The organism is Salinadaptatus halalkaliphilus (genome assembly GCF_006543045.1).
GTDB classification, from domain to species: domain Archaea; phylum Halobacteriota; class Halobacteria; order Halobacteriales; family Natrialbaceae; genus Salinadaptatus; species Salinadaptatus halalkaliphilus.
Genome location: NZ_RBZW01000058.1, coordinates 207,906 through 229,864 on the forward strand (window position 1 = coordinate 207,906; position 21,959 = coordinate 229,864).

Annotated in this window: 19 protein-coding genes; 8 read left to right on the top strand and 11 right to left on the bottom strand. The window is 63.0% G+C overall.

Going from position 1 to position 21,959, the window contains the following annotated elements:
- Positions 1-195 precede the first annotated feature (195 nt).
- Positions 196-1,914: a cation:proton antiporter gene (locus D8Y22_RS17515; RefSeq protein ID WP_141465978.1), complete on the top strand. Its 1,719-nt coding sequence runs from the start codon at positions 196-198 to the stop codon at positions 1,912-1,914.
- Positions 1,907-3,553, top strand: coding sequence for a cation:proton antiporter domain-containing protein (locus D8Y22_RS17520; RefSeq protein WP_141465979.1), 1,647 nt, complete (start codon positions 1,907-1,909; stop codon positions 3,551-3,553). Before D8Y22_RS17515 ends, D8Y22_RS17520 begins: the two co-directional genes overlap by 8 nt.
- Before the next feature lie 49 nt (positions 3,554-3,602).
- On the opposite strand, the gene D8Y22_RS17525 is transcribed toward D8Y22_RS17520, so the two are convergent.
- A complete protein-coding gene (locus D8Y22_RS17525) occupies positions 3,603-4,325 on the bottom strand; it encodes an LLM class flavin-dependent oxidoreductase (protein WP_141465980.1) in 723 nt (240 codons plus the stop codon).
- Positions 4,326-4,515: 190 nt separating this feature from the next.
- Between D8Y22_RS17525 and D8Y22_RS17530 the strand changes: the two genes are divergently transcribed.
- Together D8Y22_RS17530 and D8Y22_RS17535 are read left to right on the top strand one after the other, a co-directional pair.
- The gene (locus D8Y22_RS17530; RefSeq protein ID WP_246084488.1) at positions 4,516-6,300 is read left to right on the top strand and encodes a cation:proton antiporter; all 1,785 of its coding nucleotides are present in this window, start codon (positions 4,516-4,518) and stop codon (positions 6,298-6,300) included.
- A complete protein-coding gene (locus D8Y22_RS17535; protein WP_141465981.1) occupies positions 6,293-7,993 on the top strand; it encodes a cation:proton antiporter in 1,701 nt (566 codons plus the stop codon). Before D8Y22_RS17530 ends, D8Y22_RS17535 begins: the two co-directional genes overlap by 8 nt.
- 75 nt (positions 7,994-8,068) lie before the next feature.
- On the opposite strand, the gene D8Y22_RS17540 is transcribed toward D8Y22_RS17535, so the two are convergent.
- The 6 genes from D8Y22_RS17540 to D8Y22_RS17565 all read right to left on the bottom strand — a co-directional run bounded on the left by D8Y22_RS17540 (position 8,069) and on the right by D8Y22_RS17565 (position 13,587).
- The gene (locus D8Y22_RS17540; RefSeq protein WP_141465982.1) at positions 8,069-8,512 is read right to left on the bottom strand and encodes a universal stress protein; all 444 of its coding nucleotides are present in this window, start codon (positions 8,510-8,512) and stop codon (positions 8,069-8,071) included.
- Positions 8,513-8,583: 71 nt separating this feature from the next.
- Positions 8,584-8,778, bottom strand: a complete 195-nt coding sequence (locus D8Y22_RS17545) for a hypothetical protein (protein ID WP_141465983.1) — start codon at positions 8,776-8,778, stop codon at positions 8,584-8,586.
- 132 nt (positions 8,779-8,910) lie between these two features.
- Positions 8,911-10,605, bottom strand: a complete 1,695-nt coding sequence (locus D8Y22_RS17550; RefSeq protein ID WP_141465984.1) for a cation:proton antiporter domain-containing protein — start codon at positions 10,603-10,605, stop codon at positions 8,911-8,913.
- The gene (locus tag D8Y22_RS17555; RefSeq protein WP_141465985.1) at positions 10,598-12,358 is read right to left on the bottom strand and encodes a cation:proton antiporter; all 1,761 of its coding nucleotides are present in this window, start codon (positions 12,356-12,358) and stop codon (positions 10,598-10,600) included. Before D8Y22_RS17555 ends, D8Y22_RS17550 begins: the two co-directional genes overlap by 8 nt.
- A gap of 159 nt (positions 12,359-12,517) precedes the next feature.
- Complete coding sequence (locus tag D8Y22_RS17560; protein ID WP_141465986.1) at positions 12,518-12,967, bottom strand: DUF4870 domain-containing protein; 450 nt, start codon at positions 12,965-12,967, stop codon at positions 12,518-12,520.
- Positions 12,968-12,984: 17 nt separating this feature from the next.
- Positions 12,985-13,587, bottom strand: coding sequence for a helix-turn-helix domain-containing protein (locus D8Y22_RS17565; protein ID WP_141465987.1), 603 nt, complete (start codon positions 13,585-13,587; stop codon positions 12,985-12,987).
- A gap of 364 nt (positions 13,588-13,951) precedes the next feature.
- On the opposite strand from D8Y22_RS17565, the gene D8Y22_RS17570 reads away from it, so the two are divergent.
- Positions 13,952-14,818 carry a hypothetical protein gene (locus D8Y22_RS17570; RefSeq protein WP_141465988.1) on the top strand — a complete coding sequence of 289 codons (867 nt, stop codon included), beginning with the start codon at positions 13,952-13,954 and terminating at the stop codon, positions 14,816-14,818.
- Positions 14,819-14,886: 68 nt separating this feature from the next.
- Positions 14,887-15,552: an HAD family hydrolase gene (locus tag D8Y22_RS17575; protein ID WP_141465989.1), complete on the top strand. Its 666-nt coding sequence runs from the start codon at positions 14,887-14,889 to the stop codon at positions 15,550-15,552.
- On the opposite strand, the gene D8Y22_RS17580 is transcribed toward D8Y22_RS17575, so the two are convergent.
- From D8Y22_RS17580 to D8Y22_RS17595, 4 genes are all read right to left on the bottom strand, one after another.
- A complete protein-coding gene (locus tag D8Y22_RS17580) occupies positions 15,530-15,952 on the bottom strand; it encodes a hypothetical protein (protein WP_141465990.1) in 423 nt (140 codons plus the stop codon). The genes D8Y22_RS17575 and D8Y22_RS17580 overlap by 23 nt on opposite strands.
- Before the next feature lie 264 nt (positions 15,953-16,216).
- Positions 16,217-16,654 (bottom strand): chemotaxis protein CheW, encoded by a 438-nt coding sequence (locus D8Y22_RS17585; protein WP_141465991.1) that lies wholly within the window; start codon positions 16,652-16,654, stop codon positions 16,217-16,219.
- Positions 16,655-16,673: 19 nt separating this feature from the next.
- A complete protein-coding gene (locus D8Y22_RS17590; RefSeq protein ID WP_141465992.1) occupies positions 16,674-17,780 on the bottom strand; it encodes a chemotaxis protein CheW in 1,107 nt (368 codons plus the stop codon).
- A complete protein-coding gene (locus D8Y22_RS17595) occupies positions 17,777-18,565 on the bottom strand; it encodes a ParA family protein (RefSeq protein WP_141465993.1) in 789 nt (262 codons plus the stop codon). Before D8Y22_RS17595 ends, D8Y22_RS17590 begins: the two co-directional genes overlap by 4 nt.
- A 331-nt stretch (positions 18,566-18,896) precedes the next feature.
- On the opposite strand from D8Y22_RS17595, the gene cheB reads away from it, so the two are divergent.
- Positions 18,897-19,946 carry a chemotaxis-specific protein-glutamate methyltransferase CheB gene (cheB, locus tag D8Y22_RS17600; RefSeq protein WP_141465994.1) on the top strand — a complete coding sequence of 350 codons (1,050 nt, stop codon included), beginning with the start codon at positions 18,897-18,899 and terminating at the stop codon, positions 19,944-19,946.
- Positions 19,934-21,919: a chemotaxis protein CheA gene (cheA, locus tag D8Y22_RS17605; protein ID WP_141465995.1), complete on the top strand. Its 1,986-nt coding sequence runs from the start codon at positions 19,934-19,936 to the stop codon at positions 21,917-21,919. Before cheB ends, cheA begins: the two co-directional genes overlap by 13 nt.
- The last annotated feature ends 40 nt before the right edge of the window (positions 21,920-21,959 follow it).

Below are 21,959 nucleotides of genomic sequence, written 5' to 3' on the forward strand. Positions count from 1 at the left end.
TCCGAGGGGACCTCGAGCGTGAGCGGCCACGGTCGACACGTCGGGTGCCGATCGACGGGGGACGCTGAAAGGGCAGGCACAATTCAAAATCCCGGTCGTCGTGTTTCAGTATCCGTTGAACGGAGTGACTGCGTTTCCGGCCGCTGAGAGTAGGTGGCATCCGACGATCGACCTCGCCGCTCTCGACGGGAAACGATGACGGTCGGTGGAATCGCGCTGGCGACGGACTTCGCGTTGCTCATCGTCGCGGCGACCGTCCTGAGCTACGCGGCTCGATTGACGAAACAGCCGACGATCGTCGCCTACGTGCTGACTGGCGTCGTCGTCGGCCCGATTGGGCTCGGGATCGTCGCGGAGGATCAGTTGATCGAGGTCGTCTCGGAACTCGGCCTCGGTTTCCTGCTCTTTTTGCTCGGCATCGAGATGCGTTTCGACGACATCAGAGGGATCGCCAGACCCGTCGGCGCGATCGCACTCGGACAGGCGATTCTGCAGGCGGTCGCTTCGACGGCGGTTGCACTCTTGCTCGGCTTTACGCTTTTTCAATCGCTGATGATCGCGCTGGCGACGACCTTCGGCGCGACGCCGATCATCGTCAAGGTACTCGGCGACAAGGAGGATCTGAAGGCGCTGTACGGCAAGGTCGACGTCGGTATCCTCATCTTTCAGGACATCTACCTCGTGATGGCCCTGGCGATACTGACGGTCGGCACCGTCGACGACGTCGGCGAGATCGCGTTCAGTATCGGTCGCGTTCTCGCCCTGATGAGCGCCATCGGGGTCGTCGCGTATCTCGCCAGCAAGTACTTTCTCCCCGCGCTGTTGCGAGCCAGCGCACGGAATAAGAGTACCCTCTTTACCGTCGGCGCCGCCTGGGCGTTTCTGTTCATCTTCGCCGCCGAGAGCCTCGAGCTCTCCGTCGAAATCGGTGCCTTCCTCGCTGGGCTCGCGCTGGCTCAACTGCCCTACAGCACGGAACTCAAAGAACGGATGCGACCGGCGACGAACTTCTTCATCGCCGTTTTCTTTGCGTCGATCGCCCTCCAGATGGAACTCGAGCAGCTGCTTGCGTACTGGCAGGAGGCGCTTATCGCCTCCGTGCTGTTGATCGGGATCAACTTCGTCATCGTCTTCGGCCTGTTCTACAGCCAGCGCTTCGATATCGAGACCTCCTTTCTCGGGACGATTTCGATGCTTCAGGTCAGCGAGTTCTCGCTGGTACTGGGGGCACTCGCCGTCGACCAGGGGTTCGTCGAGGAGGGGATCCTCGGCTTCCTCAGCCTGATGGCACTCATCACGATGCCGATCTCGACGTACTACGTGATCTACAACCGTCAGATCTACAGCTACGTCAGGCCCGTCCTCGAACGCCTCGAGCGCGAGGACACCATCGACGCCCAGCCCGTCGAGTACGACGATCACGCGGTAATCGTCGGCTACAGCCGACTGACCGACGAACTCGCGACGGTGCTCGAGGACGCCGTCGACGACATCGTCTTCGTCGAGGACGGTGCCGAGTACGTCGAGGAACTGGCCGACGCCGAGTACGGCTTCATCTTCGGCAACGCCAGACACGGCGACATTCGACAGGCTGCGAACCTCGCCGGAGCCGACGTCCTCGTCAGTGCAAGCGAACGGATCGATGTCAACCGACGGCTACTCGAGGAGACCGACGACGCGGTATCGATCGTCGCGGCGACCACCGATACGGACGCCGAAACGCTGTCCGAAGCCGGCGCCGACTACGTCGTCGACGGACGCGGCCTCGTCGGCGACGCGGTGGCGAGGCTGCTCGCGGACCTCGAGGACTCGGAGACGTTCGACCGGCAGATCGAGGCGCTCAACGAGCGCGCGATCGGTCCGTCGTCTCGGTCGACGAGCGACGCCGGTACTGGAGGTGAGACCGATGTATGAGATGCTGTTCGCACTGACGCTGATATTCGTCCTCGCGGCCGTTCTGCTGATTGTGGCAGCACAGCGCGGGCTCCCAGTGATCCCGTTCTACCTGCTCGCCGGCATCGTCGCCGGCGCGTTCGTCGACGAGACGGCGCTGCTGGATCTCGCCCAGTGGGGGATCGCCTTTCTCGTGTTCCTCTTTGGCGTCCACGTCGACCTCGACGCGCTGCGCTCGCGCGGTCGGATCGGCGTCGGTGTCGGCATTCTGCAAGCGACAGTGACCGGTGCGCTCGGGTTCGGCGTCGGTCTCGGGTTCGGTCTCGACGGGGTGAACGCTGTGTACTTCGGCGTGGCCGCCGCCCTGAGCTCTTCGCTCGTCGCGACGAGCTATCTCGATGCGCCAAGCGGCGCCAGACCGACCTACGAACGCTTGGCGGAGTCGATCCACTTCACGGAGGACGTCCTGGGCGTGGTCGTCGTTCTCGCGTTGGGTGCGTTCGTCTACGCCGCCACACCGGCACTCGAGCAGTTTGCGGTCGCGGCCGGGCTGATCGCGCTCGGTCTCGGCGTTCGATACCTCCTCTTCCACCGGCTGACGGCGAGGCTACAGGGCGACTCCGAGGTGATGATGCTCGTCGGCATCTCGTTCGTGATCGGGTTCATCGCGCTGGCCGAACTCGCCGGCCTCTCGATCGTCGTCGGCGCCTTCGCCGCCGGCATCGCCATCGCGGACGACTACCCACACTCCCTCGAGTTGGTCGATACGGTCGACGATCTCGAGGACTTTTTCACGCCGATCTTCTTCGTCACCGTCGGCGCGTTGTTGACGGTTCCGGGGTTCGAGACGGGCGGCTATACGATCGCGTTGCTCGTGGCGATCCTCGTCGTGAACCCGCTGGTGCTCGCCGCCGTTCTCGGCCGGTGCGGATTCGACGGTCGGACGGCGATTCTCGCCGGACTGACGCTCGATCAGATCAGCGTCTTCACGCTGCTCGTTGCAGTCGAGGCACTCGCTGCCGAGCAGATCGCCCGCCCGCTGTTCGACGCGATCGTGCTGGCGACGGCGATCTCCATGCTCGTCGCGAGTTACACCAGTCGCCACGGCGGTTCGATCGTTCGCTCCCTGGACGAGCGTGGCTTCCTTCGGGCCATCGGCGGCACCTCCGGCGCGCGGACGGATGTCTCCGAGGATCTCTCCGATCACGTGATCGTCGTCGATTACCAACACGGCGGTCGACAGCTCGTAGAGCAACGTGATCGGTTCGACCGCCCGATCCTCGTCGTCGAAGACAACCCGACTCTGATGGTGGAGATTGAGGACCACTGTGACGAGTACGTCTACGGCGACGTGCTCGACGACCGTGTCTGGGCGGCCGCCCGTCTCGAGGACGCCGCTGCCGTCGTCGCACTCTCGCCCGAACGTGACAGTACCGAAGCGGTCGTCGACCTCGAGACGGATGTCCCCCGCCTCGTCCGCGTCGAAACGACCGACGCGGCCGTGACGTTCCTCGAGCGCGGCGCGGACGGCGTCATCTATCCCGACGCCATCGCAGCCGACCGCATCGGCGACGACCTCGAGGCGCTGCTGGCCGACGACATTTCGCTCGAGGCGTTCACTCAGCGGAGTCGCGACGGGGAAGAGACAACTGGCGAGTGACGACCGCCCGAAGCGGTGGCGAGTGTGGACGGCTTGACCGACGCGTCGATCAGTCGAACGAGGGCAGTACCGCTTCCTCGTAGAACTCGAGAAACTCCGCCTGTCGGGAGCCGACCTGGTGGATCGCCACCATGTCGAAGCCGGCGTCGACGTACGCCTGGATCGCCTCGATGTGAGCCTCTGGATCCGGCCCGCAGGGGGCCGTCTCGGCGATGTCCGCCCGCGCGACGGCCTGGGTCGCCTCTGCGAAGTGTGCCGGCGTGGGGAGGTCCCAGAGCAACGAACTCGGGAGGACCTCCTGTGGCCACAGGTCGGCGACCGTCTCGATCGCCTCGGCGTCGTCTTCGGCGTAGCAGACGGTCGCCTCGCCGTAAATCGGTGCGTCTTCGGCGTCCGCACTCGACTCGAAAGCGTCGACCAGCCCCTCGTCCGGCACGACCGTGATGAGGCCGTCACCGATCTCGCCTGCTTTGCGGGCCGTCTTCGGTCCGTCCGCTGCGATTCCGATCTCGGGCAGCTCGTCGGGAAGCGTGTACAACTTCGCGTTCTCGACGGTGTAGTACTCCCCGTGGTGGCTAATCGTCGGTCGCCTGAGCGATCGCCCCGAGGACGTTCCAGACCATCGACTCTCGCCCTGTTCGGGAAGCCACGGATGGAAGTGATCCGAGACGTTGGCGAACGCGAGGTTCGACTGCTCGGTCAGTTGGGCGTACTCGACGAGGTCGTTCGGGCCGTGCAGTTCGCTGACGAGTTTGTGTCTGATCTCGACCATAGTGTCTCCGTCCTCGAGCGTTCGGGAACGGGCGGTCCGACCACGACGGCACCCATACTACCACAGTCGACGGGTCGGGAAATCGATCCGTTACTGCGGTGCTCACCGATACGAAACGTTGGACGTGGGACTGTCGGGAAGACAACGCATAAAAGCCGGTTGCACATAGAGGGAGTCGAATACTTTTCGGATGAGCGAAATTGCCCTTGCGGCCGACTTTGCGATCATCGTCGTCGTCGCGACGGGTATCGGATTGATCGCCCGACAGACGGGGCAACCGACGATCATCGCCTACATTCTCACGGGAATCATCCTCGGACCGGTCGTCTTTGACGTGGTGACCGAGGAGGGGCTGGTGGAACTGATGGCCGACCTCGGCTTCGCCTTCTTGCTGTTTTTACTCGGGCTGAAGATGCGATTCGAGGACATTCGCGAGATTCTCCCCGCAGTCACGAACGTCGCCATCGGCCAGACCGTCATGCAGACGGCGCTTGCGTTTCTTGTCGCGTGGGCGCTCGGGTTTGGGACCACCGAAATCCTCGTCATCTCGCTGGCGACCGTCTTCGGCGCGACGCCGATCATCGTCAAGATCCTCACCGACAAGGACGAGATCACCAGTCTACCGGGTAAGATCGACGTCGGCGTCCTCATCGTTCAAGATATCTATCTCGTTGTCGTCCTCGCGCTATTTACCGCCGACGAGCTCGGGAATGCGGCCGACATCGCCTCGACGCTCGGCATCATCCTCGTGATGATGTCGTTTATCGGCATCTTCTCGCTGTTTTCTTCGCGGTACATCCTCCCCGGCCTCTTCCGGCGCATCGCGGACAACAAGGACGTCTTTCTCATCGTCGCCATCGCCTGGGCGTTCCTGTTCGTCGCCATCGCCGAAGGGGCCGACCTCGATCCGAAAGTCGGCGCGTTCCTCGCCGGGATCAGCCTCGCCCAACTCCCCTACAGCAAGGAACTCGAGGATCGAATCACGCCGATCACGGACTTCTTCATCCTCGTGTTCTTCGCCACCATCGGCCTCCAGATCGACGGGCTCTCGAGTCTGCTGGCCTACTGGTGGCAGGCGATCGTCGCCTCGATCGTCCTGATGGTCGGCAACTTCTGGATCATGTTCTACCTGATCGACCGAGAGGGATTCGACGTCGAGACCTCCTTTCTCGGCTCGATCAACATGGTCCAGGTCAGCGAGTTCTCGCTGATCGTCGGCGCGCTCGCGATCGATCAGGGCTACATCGGCCCCGACGTGCTGGGCTATCTCAGTCTGATGGCGCTGCTGACGATGGGCGTCTCGACGTACATCATCGCCTACAACCACGCGATCTACGCCCGCCTCGAGCCGTGGTTCCAGCGGTTCGAGACCGACGAGGAGAAAGACGCCGAGATCAGCACCTACCAGAACCACGCGATCGCCATCGGCTACGACGAGATCACCGAGCGCGCCCTACCGCTTCTCGAAGACACGTACGAAGAGGTCGTCGTCATCGACAGGCAGACCGACCACATCGAGGCGCTCGAGGAGGCAGGTCGATACGAGTACGTCTTTGGCGACTTCCGCCATACAGAAGTTCGCAAGGAGGCGAACCTGAAGGGGGCTAAGTTCGTCCTGAGTTCGAGCGTCGAGCGTGAAGTCAACGAAGCACTGCTCGAGGAAGTCGACGACGAGGCGACCGTCTTCGTCGAGGCCGAGCGCATCGACGACGCTCGCGCCCTCTACAACCGCGGTGCGACCTACGTCGTCATGAGTACGCACATGGCCGCCGAGAAATTGAGCGAGTACCTCGAGTTGTACGTCTCCGACAAGCAGACGTTCGACGAGACGATCGCTCGAGACGTCGAGGGGATCCGGGCACGACAGGGCGGACACCGTCGAGCCGGCGCGGACGGGATGGCCACGGGGGGCCGCGTCGACGACGAACCAGTCGACGACGCCGATCGAACGCCAGGGGGTGATATCGATGGCTGAAGAGCTGGTGATCACGCTCGCCGTCGTCTTCGTCACCGCCGGCACCCTCTCGCTGATCGCGAACCACTTCGGGCTCTCGCCGATCCCGTTCTACATCATCGCGGGCCTGATAGCGGGCGGTTTCGAGTCGGTCACCCAGGCGGAGATCATTGTCTTGGCCCAGTGGGGAATCGCCTTCCTCGTGTTCGTCTTCGCGATCCGGATCGACTTCGGCGACCTCGAGTCGGTGCTTCGAGACGCCGAGATCGCCGCGCTCACCCAGCTGGCCGTCGTCGCACCGATCGCCTTCGGCGTCGGCTTCGGGTTCGCCGAGTTGTTCGGCTTCACCGATCCCGTCCGCAACGCCGTCTACTTCAGCGCGGCCGTCGTGTTGAGTTCGTCGCTGGTTGGCGGCGTGGTGCTCGGCTCGGAGATCCGCCAGAACCTGGTCCACGGTCGGCTGGCGTCGTCGATCCACTTTTTCGACGATCTGATTGCGATCGCCTTGCTGTTGATCCTCAGTACGGAGGTCGTCACCGCCGACGCCATCGCCGCCCAGATCGGCTACGGCGTCTTGTTCGTCGTCGCCGGACTGGTGATCTACCGCCACGGCTTCCCACTCGTGGTTCGGCTGGCCGCCGGCGACGGCGAACTCGTTCTCGTCGGGAGCATCTCGATCCTGATCGCGTTCATCGGCGCCGCCGAGTACGTCGGGCTCTCGATCGTCGTCGGCGCGTTCGCCGCCGGCGTTGCCATCCGCAGCGACGGCACGCAGGCCCTCGAGGTCCAGAACGGTATCGACTCGATTACGGACTTCTTCGTCGCGATATTCTTCGTCACTGTCGGGGCGCTGGTGACGTTCCCGTCGCTCGAGGTCCTCCTCATCGCGGGCGCGCTCACGGGACTGGTGCTCGTCCTCAACCCGCTCGTCCACGTCCTCTCGTTCATCTACGAGGGCTACGACGCCCGAACGGCGTTTCTGGCGGGCTCGAGTCTCAACCAGGTCAGCGAGTTCGCGCTCATCATCGCCATTCAGGCGCTGCTGATGGGAACGATCGCCGAGGCGGTGTTCGAGGCGATCATCCTCGCGGCCGCGGCGACGATGCTGATCACATTCCTCGCCCGGCGGTCCGAAGACACTGTCTACGAGATCGTCGTCGCCCGGTTGTTTCGCGGCCAGCGGACGCGCAAGGTCGACGAGCGGAGCCACGTCGACAACCTCACGGGCCACGCCGTCGTGGTCGGCTACGGGCGTATCGGCCGCCGACTCGTCCAGACGCTCGAGGAGTTCGACCAGTCCTACGTCGTCCTCGAGAACGATCCGGTGCTGTGGGACGAGCTCAACGCCGAGTGTCGCAACTACGTGCTTGGCGACGCGCTGGCTGAATATCCGTGGCAGAAGGCCCAGATCGACGACGCGGCGCTCGTCGTCTCGACGGTCGACCATCGGCCGGTTTCCGAGACAATCCTCGAACGCGAACCGGACGCCGACGTACTGTTGCGCTCGGAATCGGCCGACACCGCGAGTGAGTTGCTCGAGGCGGGCGCGACCCACGTCGCCGTACCGAACGTCCTCGCCGGCGAGCAACTCGTCTCGACGGTCGAGGACCTCGCCTCGGGCGACACCGACGCCGCCGCGCTCGAACAAGCTCAACTCGAGTACTTCCAGACGCTCGAGCGGTACGGGTTCGCGAGCCGCGACGAACGGATCTGAGCCGCCCGAATACGACGGATCGTAGTGCGACCCGGGCAGGCTCCCCGATCCGGATGGGTCCTGCTCGCGAAGCCGTTACGTTGGTTCCCGTCTGTCCTCGATCGGAAGGGCGATAACGGGCCGACGAGCCCGGGTAACGAGCTTGAGCGATCGATCGCCCGAAAGGAACTGCAACAGCCGGTTTCCGCCGCGGGATCGGTACGCGATTGCGCTGGCATCGACCTCGTCGGCCGCGTCGAAGATCGCGTCGACGACGTTCCTGGCGTAGGCAGTGTGATCGTCGGCCGCCGGAAATACCCGCCGTACGGCGGCGAACGCGTCGGCGGCCACCTCTTCGGATTGCTCGATCGGAGTCTTGTCCGGCACGCCGCCACCTTTCTCGACGACGTGGAGCACAGTCACGGCAGCCGGGTCGTACGGCTCGAGCGCGCGGGCGGTTTTTTCGGCGTCCTCCTCGTGTGCGACTGGCAGGAGAACGTTCTCGAGGAGATCGATCGAGTCGGGGGTCGAATCATCCATACGAGGACTTGCTGGTCTGGCGGCAAAATAGTTCACCGATCGATACGGTGGGTATCGACACCGTCAACTGCTCACACCGGGCCGCCGAAGTACTCGTGGACGACCAACACGAGGACTAATCCGACGACGAACAGCGACGTACCGACAACCGTCGACAGATCGATGGCGTCTGCCATCCCGAGCGCGCCGACCACGAGCAATCCGACTCCCGCGGCGTAAACGAGCAGGTTACGCCCGATTCGTAGCACCTGGTTGGCCTCGAACACGGTGTTCTCTATCGAAACCGCGGTCAAAGGCCTGCTGGTTCGATTCGACGGTCGGGACAATGTAAGGCCGATCCGGACAGTGACAGTCAGTGCGATTTGGGAGATTGACTCGGACGGTCCGGTAGGACGAGTTCACCGGAGATGAAGCGGCAGGTAGTCGGCCCGACGTTCGAGTTCGGCCTGCTGCTGTTCCCGGAGCTCCTCGCGGGTCAGGTCGCCGTCGAGCAGTCCGCGAACCTGCTGGGCCAGCTGCTGGCCAGCGAGTAGATCGGGCTGGCCGACGTACAGCGCGCCTGCATCGAGCAGTTCTAGGGCAGTCGCTCGGTCCGGGGCCCGCAGCGTCACTTCGGCCTCGGTATCCAGCGAAAGAATGTGACGCGAGACGGGCTGGGAGTTGACCGTCGAAATGACGAGTTTTGCGTCGGCGGTGTTTGCCTTTTCCCACGTGTAGCGTTCCATCGCGTCACCGATGACGACGGCCACACACTCACTGACAACGTCCGCTCTGCGGGCAGGATCGTTTTCGATGACGACGTAGGGGTGATCCATCTCTTCACAGGTTTGGACCAGGGTTCTCCCCTGCCGACCGTAGCCGACGATGACGACGTGGTCGGCGATGTCGTCCGGGACATCGCTCCACTCGTCGACTCGGTCGTGGCGACCGACGATTACCCCGCGGTCGGCGAGCGTCCGGTAGATCTGTTCGTCGTATCGGTGGGTCAGGCTCGAGGTCACCATCGTCACTGCTGCGGCGAGGATGATGGCGTCGAAGACTGCCGGGCTCAACGCCTCGATCATGAAGGCCTGGATCGCGATGATGAGCGCGAACTCGCTGATCTGATCCGTGTTGAGACTGGCGAGCGTCGCCGAACGCGCCTCGTAGCCGCGGGAGATGAGTATCGCCGTGGTGACGGCCGGCTTCACGACCGCGGTCAGGGCGACGAGGCCGGCGACGAGCACCAGCTTCTCCACGGACTCGGCCCACCCGATACCGCCGACGAACGGGAAGACAACGAGCGCGCCGATCGTGACGAAAAAGATGGCGACGAAGAAGTCCCTGAGCGACTGGAGGCCGTTGAACAACCCGAGGTAGTCGACCGGATCGTACCGCACGGCGAGTCCGGCTGCGAACGCGCCGACGACGATCGGGATACCGGCGAATTCGGCTGCCCCGACGAACACCGCGAGCAACGTGATGACCCCCAGGATCATAAGTTCGTCCGAGTCTCCCGCTAACCGGCCGACGACATCGAACAGGTACCGGTTAACGAGGACAGCCGCCAACAGCAACGCTACCCCAACGGCGAGCGCCGGCCCCACGTAGCCGATTTCGAGTGTCCCCGCACCCAACAGGAGGATGAAAAGGATAGCAAGCAGGTCCTGGACGAACTGGATCGAGCGCACGAGCCGTCCGCGAACGGGATCTGAGTTGATGGTGCGCTGTAACAGCGCGGTGCCGACGATCGTCGACGAGAGTGCGGCAGCGATTCCGAGGTAAATTGCCTCTATCGGCGGAACGCCGAGTACAAGGCCGAACCCGACACCGAGCGATCCGACGACCAGGATCTGACCGATCGCCGCAAATTCACCGTCGGCGAGCACCGTCCTGACGCCCGACAGGTCGATCCGAGCGCCAAATGCGAACACCAGCAGCGCGATCCCGTAGTACGCGAGTTCGAGCAAGAGGTCCGGATCGATGAACTCTCCGGCGACGATCCCCGCGAGGACGAAAAACGGCACCGTTGGAAGATCGAGCCGGTTCGCCACGAGGAGGAATGGCCCCGCAACGATGAAGATGATCGTGACCGCTGTGAGCAGGTCAGTCATCGAGTTCACCTCCGAGACGGTCGTGATCGGCCGGGAACGGGTCCGGCTTCTCGAGCAGTTCGACATCGCTGTCGATCGCTTCCATCAGCGTGTCGTCCTCGCCCTCAAGGTATGCCCGGAGATAGTCCGCGAGTCTGTCCGCTGCGAGATGTGGCGTCATGATAACACAGTGTGCGCCGTTCGCGTAGAGATCGCGCGCGTGATCGACTCGTTCGGCTTCGACGAACACCGTCGCGTCGTCACTCACTTCTCGGAGCAGCGCTTTGTTCACTTCCGTCTGGACCGACGACGAGAGGACAAAGTCGGCCTGTTTGACGGCCGCGTCCTTCCGTATCGTCGAGTTCCGGAAGTCGCCGTAAATCGCGTCGTACCCTTCTTGCTTGAGGGTTTCGATGTGGCTGACTGTCCGATCGACGACGACGACGTCCTCGTAGTGATCGGCGAGCAACGGAAGCGCGTTTTTCGTCACATCGTCGTAGCCGATGACGACGGCGTGACCGCTATATTCCTGCTTGCCGCCCTCGAACTCGCCGTCGCCGGTCCACCGCTCGAGCGTCGGCTCGAACCGGTTGAACAGCGCGTGGTTGAACTCGATGAAGTACACCGAGACGCTCATCGTAAAGATTGCGAGCAGGGTCATGAAGCCGAGCACTTCAGCCTGGATGAACCCGCCCTCGAAGGCAACGGCGGCGACGATGATGCCAAACTCGCTGACCTGGATCATGTTGATCGAGCCGAGAAACGTCGTCTCTGTGTCGAATCCCTGCCAGTCGAGCAGATAGAAGAAGATCAGGAACTTCACTGGCATCAACACGAGTGCGGCGACGATTGCCTCTTGCCAGAGGCCGAGCAACTGGGCGGCCTCGAGGTCGAGTGCGACCGAGACGAAAAACACCATGACGAACAGGTCGGTCAGCGGGTTGACCCGATCCTGGAGCTCCTTGCTGTAGGGCAGTTGGGCGATCGCCAGGCCGGCGAGGAACGCGCCCATCTCGATCGAGAGATAGGCTTCGATGCCAAACGGCGCGAGAAAGAGGTTGATGTTATCGGAGACGAACACGAACAGGAACGCCCACGAGATGGCGACGAGGAAGAAGACCTCCGTGTTGTCCGCGATGCGCCGGAAGACGACCGGCAGCACCGACTTCGAGGCACCGATCGCGGCGACGGTGATGAGTGCCACGAGCACGAGTACGACCGCGAGCGTGGTCGCGACCTCGGCCAGATCGTCCGGCTGGCCGGCGGCGAGCACTGCCAGGATGATGACGACGACGATGTCTTGGACGAGCAAGACCCCGACGTCGATCTTGCCGTGCAGCGAGGTCGCCTCGTCCTTGTCGTTGAGCATCTTGATGACGACTGCGGTGGAGCTATACATCACCGCCAGTCCGATCAGGAACGACTCGAGGAGGCCAAACGGCGGCAGCGCCAGCGCCACGCCCATGCCGGCCAGAAAGACCGCAGCCATCTGGGGAAGCGATATCTTGACGATCGGCGTGAGGACGTGCTGGATGTCCTCGAGTCGCATCTTGATGCCGAGCAAGAACAGCAAGAAGGCGAGGCCGAGTTCCGAGAGCAACTCGGTGAGTTCGCTGGTCTCGACGATGCCGAGGACCGCCGGGCCGATGATGATCCCCGCGAGGATATAGGCGATGATCGTCGGTTGGCCCGTCTGCTTGGCGATGAAGCCGACGATCGTCGCACTCAGAAGGATAATCGCGAAGTCGACCGTAAGCACTACGTCGGCGACCATTCGTATAGCCGATACGTGCGAAAAGGATTAATTCTGCCGAAAGAAATCGCTACAGGGAGTCCGATCCGCACGGTCTGTTATAATTCGTTACTAGTTACCACACGGAACGGGGTCGGTGATCACCGGCACAACGCTACAACAATCCGTATCAGTCGTCGGTCACTCGAGATACGCGAGGAAATCCGGCACGAGCGGATACGACCAGGCGCTACCGAAGATGGCTTTTCCAGTCGCGACGAGCGGGAACAGCAGGTTGCAAAACGAGAGCACGATCAGCCCGAACATGGCGAGAAAGATCACCAGAAACATCGCGATGGCGAGCAGATCCGGCACGAGGGGCAACTCGGCGAGAAGGATCCACCCAACCATCGCGACCAGTACGCCGGTCCAGGAAAGCGCCAGTAACAGCTGCCAGTTGAAGGCGTTCCGGGCGTTTTGGCGCGTAAACTCCCGACTCGAGACGAGATAGAGCACGCCGGGACCGACAATACTCGTGAGCAGACCCAGCAGGTGGACGAAGATGCCAAGCAGCGGTCGCTCTGTGAGCAGGGACGGGCCGGGTTCGGTCGTCGATTCGGCGGCGGACGTGGAATCGTGTTCGGTAGACATGGCTGTACGAAGATCGTTCACTCGGAGTGAGACCGCATCGGGATCGAACGAACGCCCCAGGAGTCACTGTTGCGGACGGTACGGACGACTCGTTCGGCGAGCAGGAGGCCCACGGCGACCACGAAGAGGTTCGCGGCCGCCTCCCAGAACCCGTTCTCGCTCTGGATCGACGGATCGACGGCGAGCACCGCGAAAACGGTCCCCGCACAGAACAGGACCAGACTCAACTGAAAGCCCGCGAGCACGAGCGTTCGCAACCCGGCCGGATTCCGGAGTCGCAGAAAGTCGCCCAGCGACAGCGTCTCGAGGGGCGTGTCGTAGGCCAGCGCCTGCTGTCCCTCGGGGGAGAGCGGCCAGTTCGATTCGGGGTGGTTGACGTAGTACAGCGTGATCGACTCGGGGTAGGTTTCGGCGGCGACGATATCGATCTCGCGGAGTTCGGCGAGACGGTTGCGGACGGTCTCCTTGCTGACGTCGGGCCTGACGCGTGCTCGAATCTGCTGGGCGGAGAAGAACGGGCGGTCGGCCTCGATCATCGTCTCGATAACGTGACGTTGAGTGAGCTTTTTGTTGAGTTCCGGATCGAGCCGGTCGTCGATCCAGGCGGGGAGCGCGGTCATCGGTGGTCGACCGAACGGGCAGCGACGATGTAAACCCTGGTATCGATTTGGCGGACGCCAAACTCCGTTTCACGCCTCACAACCCCGTTTTGCCGGGCGCCGATGACAGTGTCAATGCGGGTATCACCGCCGCGCGACCCGCCAATCCGTAAGAGGGTTTGGAGTGGGCGACCGCGAAAATTGGCTGGCGGTTTATGCCGTTGCTGGCGCTCGAGTCGGGATACATGAAGCGCCGAACGTACCTGAGCGCGAATATCGCATCGATCCCGATCGTCGCCGGCTGTCTCGGTGAACCGTCGACTGATACGGATTGCTGTAACGATTTATCGGCGCAACCGCCGTCCGGGTCGCGGTTGCGCCGGAAATGACTTACAGTAAACCGTATGAGTCGGGGACATCCGACGACGGCGGGTCCGACAGCACAGACGACGCGGGCGAACGTCCACCGGACGAGGATTCGAACGACGATTCCACGGACGACGACGAACGGAACGACACCGCACCGGAAGACATCGTTGAGTCCTACATCGAGGCCGCTCGAGACGAAGATCTCGAGGGGATCGAAGCCGCCGTCCACAGTGAGAGTCCCCTCGACCCGTCCGGCTACGCGGACGAGGACCTGACGGTCGATTTCGACGGCATCCCGGCCACGGGCGACTACGAGACCGAGACGGTCACCGAGGACGCGACGGCCGCGGATGTCCTCGCACTCGAGGACGCCTCGTTTTTCTTCGGCGAAGACGACCTCGAGCGCGCGCTCGGCAACGAGACCAGGCTGGTCGCCCTCGAGTGGAACACCGAGTCCGACGCGAACGAAGCGGTTTGGGTACTCACGACCGAAGACGGAGAGTGGGTGGTCTTCTGGATCGGTGAGGAAGACGAGACGCCGGACAATCCCGAGGCGGTCTTCGACGATCCGATCGAAGACGAGGATGGGGATGTCCTCAAGCGGATCGAGTACGATGTCGACGCCGGTGATGGGTTCGAGGACGGCCACGCGGACGACTCGCTGGTCTTCGCCGAGGTTCACCTCACCGACGACCCAGGTCTCGAGGCCGACCGAATCGAGGTCGAGACGACGATCGAGGGGTACGAAGGCTCGGTCGAAGGCGCGTGGGCCGACGCCTGGCTCCTCGTCTCCCTCCACGATGAGGGCGACCAGATCGTCGTCACTGCAGTCGTCGATGGCGACGACGAGATCGTCCACCGCGAACACTACACCCCCGCGTAACCGATCGCTACTCGAGAGATCGAGCCGGAAGGCATACCTTCAACTCCCTCGAGTACGCTCCTACAGCTATGCCAGAGGCGGTCGTCTTCGACCTCGACTACACGCTCGCGGTCCCGACGCGCGATCGGGAGACAGTGCTCCAGGAGGCCGTCGACGCCGCCGACGCACCCGCGTTGACACGCGAGGAGTATCTCGCAGCCCACCGGCGAAATCTCACGCGCGAGACGCGCGAACCGATCTTCGCCGATCTGCTCGCCGATCAGGACACCGACACGGACCCCGCCGAACTGGCGACGGCCTACCGCGAGACGATCGCGTCAGTGATCGAGCCGCTGCCGGGCGTCGAGGCGATGCTCGCAGACCTCAAACGCGACTACCGCGTCGGGCTCCTGACGAACGGGCCCGTCCGCGCCCAGCGGGACAAACTCGAGACGCTGGGCTGGACTGAGAGCTTCGACGCCGCGCTCGTGACCGGCGAACTCGAGGCCGGCAAGCCCGATCCGCGCGCGTTCGAGGCGATCGCGGACGCACTCGGGGTCGACCCCACGGCGACGGTCTACGTCGGCGACGAGCTCGAGGCCGATATCGTCGGGGCGACCGAGGCCGGCATGGACGCGATCCAGGTGCTTCTCGAGGACGGCCCCGGCCCCGATTCGCGAGCCATCGCCCACGTCGAACAGGGGTCGGTAGCGTCGACCGTTCCGGACCTGATCACGAGTCTCGAGCGTCTCTGACGACCGCCTGGACGACATCGGCCGCCCGTTTAACCGCTGCACCGTTTTCGACGAACACGAGGGTTCGTGGCGGCTCGGTTGCTTTCGGACGGACCCGCAACTCGGATTTCCGGGCCGTCTCTGCAGCAGTTTCTTGGGATGTCTCGACCTCGAGGCGCGCTCGATCGTCCTGGACGAACACGCTGGCGAACCGGCGCCCCGTTTCAGCGTCGTCGTCCGGGTCGGCGTCGGTGTCAGCGAACGCGATGTCGTAGGCACGTGCGCCATCGGCCGTCGGCTCGACATCTCGGTCAGCGTTCGTGACGACGACAGCCTCGAGACCGCCGTCGTTCCGGCCCTCGAGTTCGGACGCGAGCAACTGGGCGATCCGTTTGCCGTCGGAAATCTGCTCCTCGACCATGTCGGTGCTGGGTTGGGGAGGGACAAACGCGCTTCGACTCGCCAATCGATGGGCCACACATTGTACTCTCGGAGAAACCGGTTCACGGTCCCCCTGCATGCGAACGGCCGTCGCCGGCGTCGACACCGGTGAGTCGTGATCGGATAGGGACAGCCTGTTGTCCGACAGTACACGGTGACACCATATCCAGGTTCGGTACAAAACCGAGTCTCCTATCGGATTGTTACGATCCACGTTGGCCGACTACTGGCGTCTCGTGGCCGTCTAGACGCGAACCGTCGTCGGATCGATCCAGAGTACGAAGTCGTCCTCCCGTCGAACAATGCCGGCGATGCCATCGCCCTTGACCGAGGTGTCGACCGTATTCGTCTCGAGCTTGCTGACCTGTTGGACTTCGTCCGCGAGCCAGCCGATTCGCTCGCTCGAGCCGCGTTTGCGTTTGAAAACGATGATCCGCTCACCGAGATCCTCGGTATCGTCGGTACTGTCGTCGAACACTTCGCGGAGGTTGACGATTTTGGTCGTCTCCCCGCGAAGGTCCATCACGCCTTCGACGTGTGGTGGGGTGTTTGGAATCCCCGTCAGTTTGTCCGTGTTGACGATCTCTGCGACGTAGCCGATGTCGACGCAGTAGCGAGTCTCCCCGAGCGTAAACTCGAGGACATCCGTACTCGTCGGTTGGGTCGATTTCGTTGAAGCCATAGATTGTTGTCTGGAGGAGTTACCCGGTGTGTTCGATGAGCGTGGCGGTGTCGAGCCACGTCACGAGCTCGGTTCGATCGTCGGTCGATTTCTTGATGATACCGTTGATGAACTCGTGCTCTTCGGCGGCGTCCATGACGCTGGCCGTTTCGTCGATCTGCGACGTTCGGTAGGTCACGGCCTGGGAGACATCCGTGACGCGAACGCCGAGTTTCTGTTTGTCGTCGTCGCGTTCCAAGACGACGATGTACTGGTCGTCGCTGCGCTCGTTTCGCTCGATGTCGAGCATGACTGTGGGATCGAGGACGGCCGTAATTTCGCCGCGAAGGTCGGTGACGCCATCGATCGCGTCCGGACCGCGCGGGAATCGCGTGATCTCTTTCATCTCGACGATCGCACTGATTTGCTCGATTTCGACCGCGTATCGGCTGTCGTTGAGGTAAAACTCGAGCATTTGGATGGTATCGTCGTCGTCGTGAGTCGAGGCGACGAGACTGTCACCTTGCTCGAAGACCGCGGCGCCACGCCCGGCCGCTCCCGCGCCATAGCCCTCCGTGTCGGCGACCGCTGCAGCGTCAGCGGTCGCCTCGTCGCCGATGTCGTCGACGAACTCGGACATGATACTCGCGTCGGCGATCGCGCCGCCGAATGCCGACTCGGCCGATTGTTGGCTGTCGACCATCGGGCTCGCTTCGTGGTCGCTCACCGTCGGTTCGGCCGCGTCGGCCGCCGGAATAGACGATTCGTCGAACGTAAGTTCGTCGCCGGCATCGGTCGACGCCGATCCGTCGCTCGAGACTGGTTCTGACGCGACACTCGGTGGAGCCGGCTGCTCGTCGGTCGACGAGCCGGCTGCTGACTCCGTCTCTCCTGGGTGTGAGGGATCGTCGTCGGAATCGTCTTCGGCTTCCGTGTTCTCCGCGACGGCATCGGAGTCTTCGGCGGCCGTCTCGGCGTCTCCAGCAGCGTCGTCCTCCGTTGCCGACCCGTTTCCGTCGGGTACGGCCTCCTCGTCGGTAGTTCCGGCGTCACCCTCGTCCGGGGCGTCGCCGGACTGTTCGTCGTCTCCATCGCTCGAGCGTCGGTTCCGTAGATCACGAATGCGCCGTGCTCTGTCGTCTGTCATGCTGGTACCTCCTCGGTTGCGCGTTCGTCCTCGAGTTGCTCGGCCATCGACGCGAACACCGATTCCATATCGACGTTCTCCTCGACGGCAAACACTGACTTTCCGTCGGCGAAGGCCCGTTGGAGCGCAACGCGTTTGCGCACGCGATACAGCGGCACGTCCGGCAAGGCGTCGTCGAACCACTCGAGCATGTTGTCCGCGGCTTTGGTGTTTTCGATGCGGTTGGCGACGAGTGCGCGTGGCTCGATTTCGATATCGTGGTCCATTTCGAGGGAGCCGACGTAATCGAACAAGAGTTCGAGCGATCGCTTGCTCGTCGGTTCTGCCAGCGCCGGAATCACCAGATTCTCCGTCGCGTACAACGCGTTGTCAGTGACGAGTCCGAGATACGGCGGACAGTCGACCACGACGACATCGTAGTCCGTCTCGAGTTCGGTCAACACGGCGTCGAGTTTCGTTTCGGGATCGGGTTGCCGAGCGAGCGTCGAGTCGGCGGCGTTCATATCGACGTTGCTCGCGACGATATCCATCTCGGGATGGTCGTAGACGAGGTCGTCTAGATCGACGTCGGTCGGATCGACGAGCGCGTCTAGCAACGTCGGAGGGTCAGCATCGTAGGCCTCGAGCAGCCCAAGCCCCTCCGTCGCGTTCCCCTGTGGGTCGAGATCGACGAACAGTACGTCCCGACCGCGTTCGTTCAAGGCACCGGCCAAATTAATAGCTACGGTCGTCTTCCCGACGCCTCCTTTTTGATTTGTCACGCAGAGCCGAGCGGATCCCGCCATTCGCTTGGGTCGTTTCGATTCTGCATACATAACTCACACGGCCAAGCAGGCTCGAGGCGCGAGTGTCGCAGCCGTGGCGTCCCCGTTCGGCCGAATTCTTTATGCGGCGATCATCACAATCCACCCGCATGGCAGTGAGTGGACCGATCGTCGATACCGCCGACGCGACGATCTCTAACGGCCGCTGCGTCGCCGAGGACCCGCCGAACGGAGGGCAGACGGGCCCGAGGACCGGTATCGATCGAATCCGACGACCAACCCCGACGACGGTCGAGCCGATGTTTTCCATGGCCGATTCGATCGATCGTCGGCCCACCGATACCGGTATCTAATGGTTCGAGCTGTTATCGCGGACGATTCGGCGGTGATGCGCGAAACGCTCGGTAAAATCCTCGAGGAGGGCGGGATCGACGTCGTCGGGCGTGCAAAAGACGGCGTCGAAGCCATCGAGTTGATCGACGAACTCGACCCCGACATCGCGACGGTCGACATCCAGATGCCACGCAAGACCGGCCACGAGGTGATCGCAGAGGTGATGGCTACAAACCCGACGCCGATGCTCGTTATCAGCTCCCACACGACGAAGAACGCCGACGCGACCTTCGAGGCGCTCGAGGCCGGGGCGGTCGATTTCTTCGCGAAGCCATCGGGCGATAACTCGGTCGATATCTGGAGTCGGCAGGACGAGATCGTCGAGCGCGTCGAGGCCGTTGCGGAGGCCGACGTGACGGGAATGTCGTCGGATCGGTCCGAGCCCGACCGCGAGCCAACGATCGACGCCGACGGCGCGTTTCCGAACGATCCGACGCTCGTCATCGGTGCATCGACCGGCGGCCCGCGCGTCGTCGAGCGGGTGCTGTCCGAACTGCCCGAACGAGCTGGATTTCGAATTCTGGTAGTACAACACATGGCTGACCACTATACGGAACGTTTTGCAACGCGTCTCGACGGACGAACGGAGTACGACATTCGAGAAGCTGCCGGCCGGGAGCGAATCGGCCCCGGCGAGGGCGTCCTCGCGAAAGGGGGCATCCATCTGGCAGTCTCCGGCAGTAGAAACGGTGACCTCGTCGTCGCACACGACGATGGCCCCGAACGTCACAACGTCAAGCCGGCGATAGATGTGACGATGGAAACGGCCGCAGCAACCGTCACCGGCAACCTCGCTGGCGTCATCCTCACCGGCATGGGGGCCGACGGCGCCGAGGGGCTGGCGGCCATCAAAGACGCCGGCGGCAAGGCGATCGTCCAGGACGAGGATACCTCGCGCGTCTACGGCATGCCGAAAGTCGCCGCCGAACAGGTCGACATCGACATGGTCCTGCCGAAAGACCGCATCGCCGAAGGGATCACCAACGCCTTCAAGGGGTGGTCGGCGTGAGCGATCCAACCAGTACCTTCGTCCAGGAGAGCCAAGAGGACATCCAGAAGCTCAACAATGCACTGCTCGAGCTCGAGGACGCCGCCGACCCGGAGAACTCCGAGGCGATCGAGACGGTGTTCCGGGTCGCACACAACCTGAAAGGAAACTTCGGAGTTATGGGCTATACGGACGCGAGCAATATGGCCCACGCCGTCGAGGATCTGCTCGATTGCATCCGAGACGGCGAACTCTCGGTGACCGGCGAGCGCATGGACCTCATCTTCAGCGGCGTCGACCAACTGGACCAGATGGTCCGGGAGATCTCCGACGACGGTGAGACCGAGACCGATCCCGACGAGACGATCGCCGAGATCCGTGCCTCGATCGACGCCGGCGAGGATGAAAGAGACGCACAAGCGAGCAACGAGGGTAGCGCCGCCGATACCGTGTCACCCGACGACCTTCCGCTCGAGGAACTCGTCGCCGATGTCGACGGCGACCTCGAGGACGCCGAGTGTTTGCAGGCCGTCCTCGAGTTCGAACAGACGGGTTCGGAACACGTCGACGCGATGTTCGTCCTCGACGCCATCGAAGACGAGTACGAGCTCCTGCAGACGGTCCCGGACGGCGAGGCGATCGAAGACGGCGAGTTCGAGGGTAGTTTCGAAACGTACCTCCTGACCGACTCGAGCGTCGACACCGACGACGTGGCGACGTTCCTCGAGGACAACCGCTATCTCGAGGGTGCACGCGTCACCGATGTTACCGACGACATCGCCGCGGCCGCGACCGACGACACAGACGACGCCGATGCCGACGATAGCGACCCCGGCACCACCCACGACAGCCAGGAGGTCGAGTCGATCCGCGTCGACGTCGAACAGGTCGACCAGCTCTACAACCAGGTCGAGGAGATGGTCACGAGCCGGATCAAGCTCCGGAAGATCATCGAGGAGAACGACCTGGTCGAGGCCGAAGACGAACTCGAGGAACACGGCAAGATCACCTCGAGTCTGCAGGATACCGTCCTCGAGATTCGACTCGTGCCGCTGAAGAAGATCGTCGGCAACTTCCCGCGGGTCGTCCGGGACATCTCGCGCAAGCAGGACAAAGAGATCGACTTCGAGATGAAAGGGGTCGACATCGAGATGGATCGCTCGATCCTGAATGAACTGGGCGATCCGTTGATGCACCTCATTCGAAACGCCGTCGATCACGGGATCGAACCGCCCGAGGTCCGCGAAGAGAAAGGCAAGCCTCGAGAGGGCACGATCAGGCTCATCGGCGAACGCGAGCGCGATCGCGTCTCGGTGACGGTCCAGGACGACGGTGGCGGGTTAGATGTCGAGGAGATCAAATCGAAAGCGATCGACCAGGGCGTTATCACTGAGGAAGAGGGGCGGATGCTCAACGACTCGGAAGTGTACGACCTCATCTTCCACCCCGGCTTCTCGACGACGGACGAGGTCACCGAAGTCAGCGGGCGCGGCGTCGGGATGGACGTCGTCAACCAGGTCGTTCGCGGCGTCGACGGTTCGATCAACGTCGAAAGCGAGCCCGACGCGGGGACGAGCGTCACGCTCATGCTGCCGGTGAGCGTTGCGATCGTCCGGGTGCTGTTCGTCACCGTCGGCGACGAGAAGTACGGCGTCCCGATCAAGAATATCGACGAAATCTCCGAGCGAGAGGACGTGACCATCGAATCCGTCGAAGGACGTGAGACGGTAACCCACGACGACAAGGTCTATCCACTGCTCTCGCTTGCCGACAGACTCGACGTGCCAAACGCCGACACAGACGCGGACGACATGGTCGTCCGTATCAAAGACGGCGTCCGGCAGGTCTGTCTGCGCTGTTCGGATGTCGTCGGCCAGGAAGAGGTCGTCATCAAACCGTTCGAAGGCGTCCTCAGCGGCGCCCCTGGAATCAGCGGTGCCTCGGTCCTTGGTGAAGGGGAAGTCGTCATGATCTTGGACGTCGATACGCTGTGACTGCACTTCGACCGACGAGTTGCCACGGTTGGAGATTCCC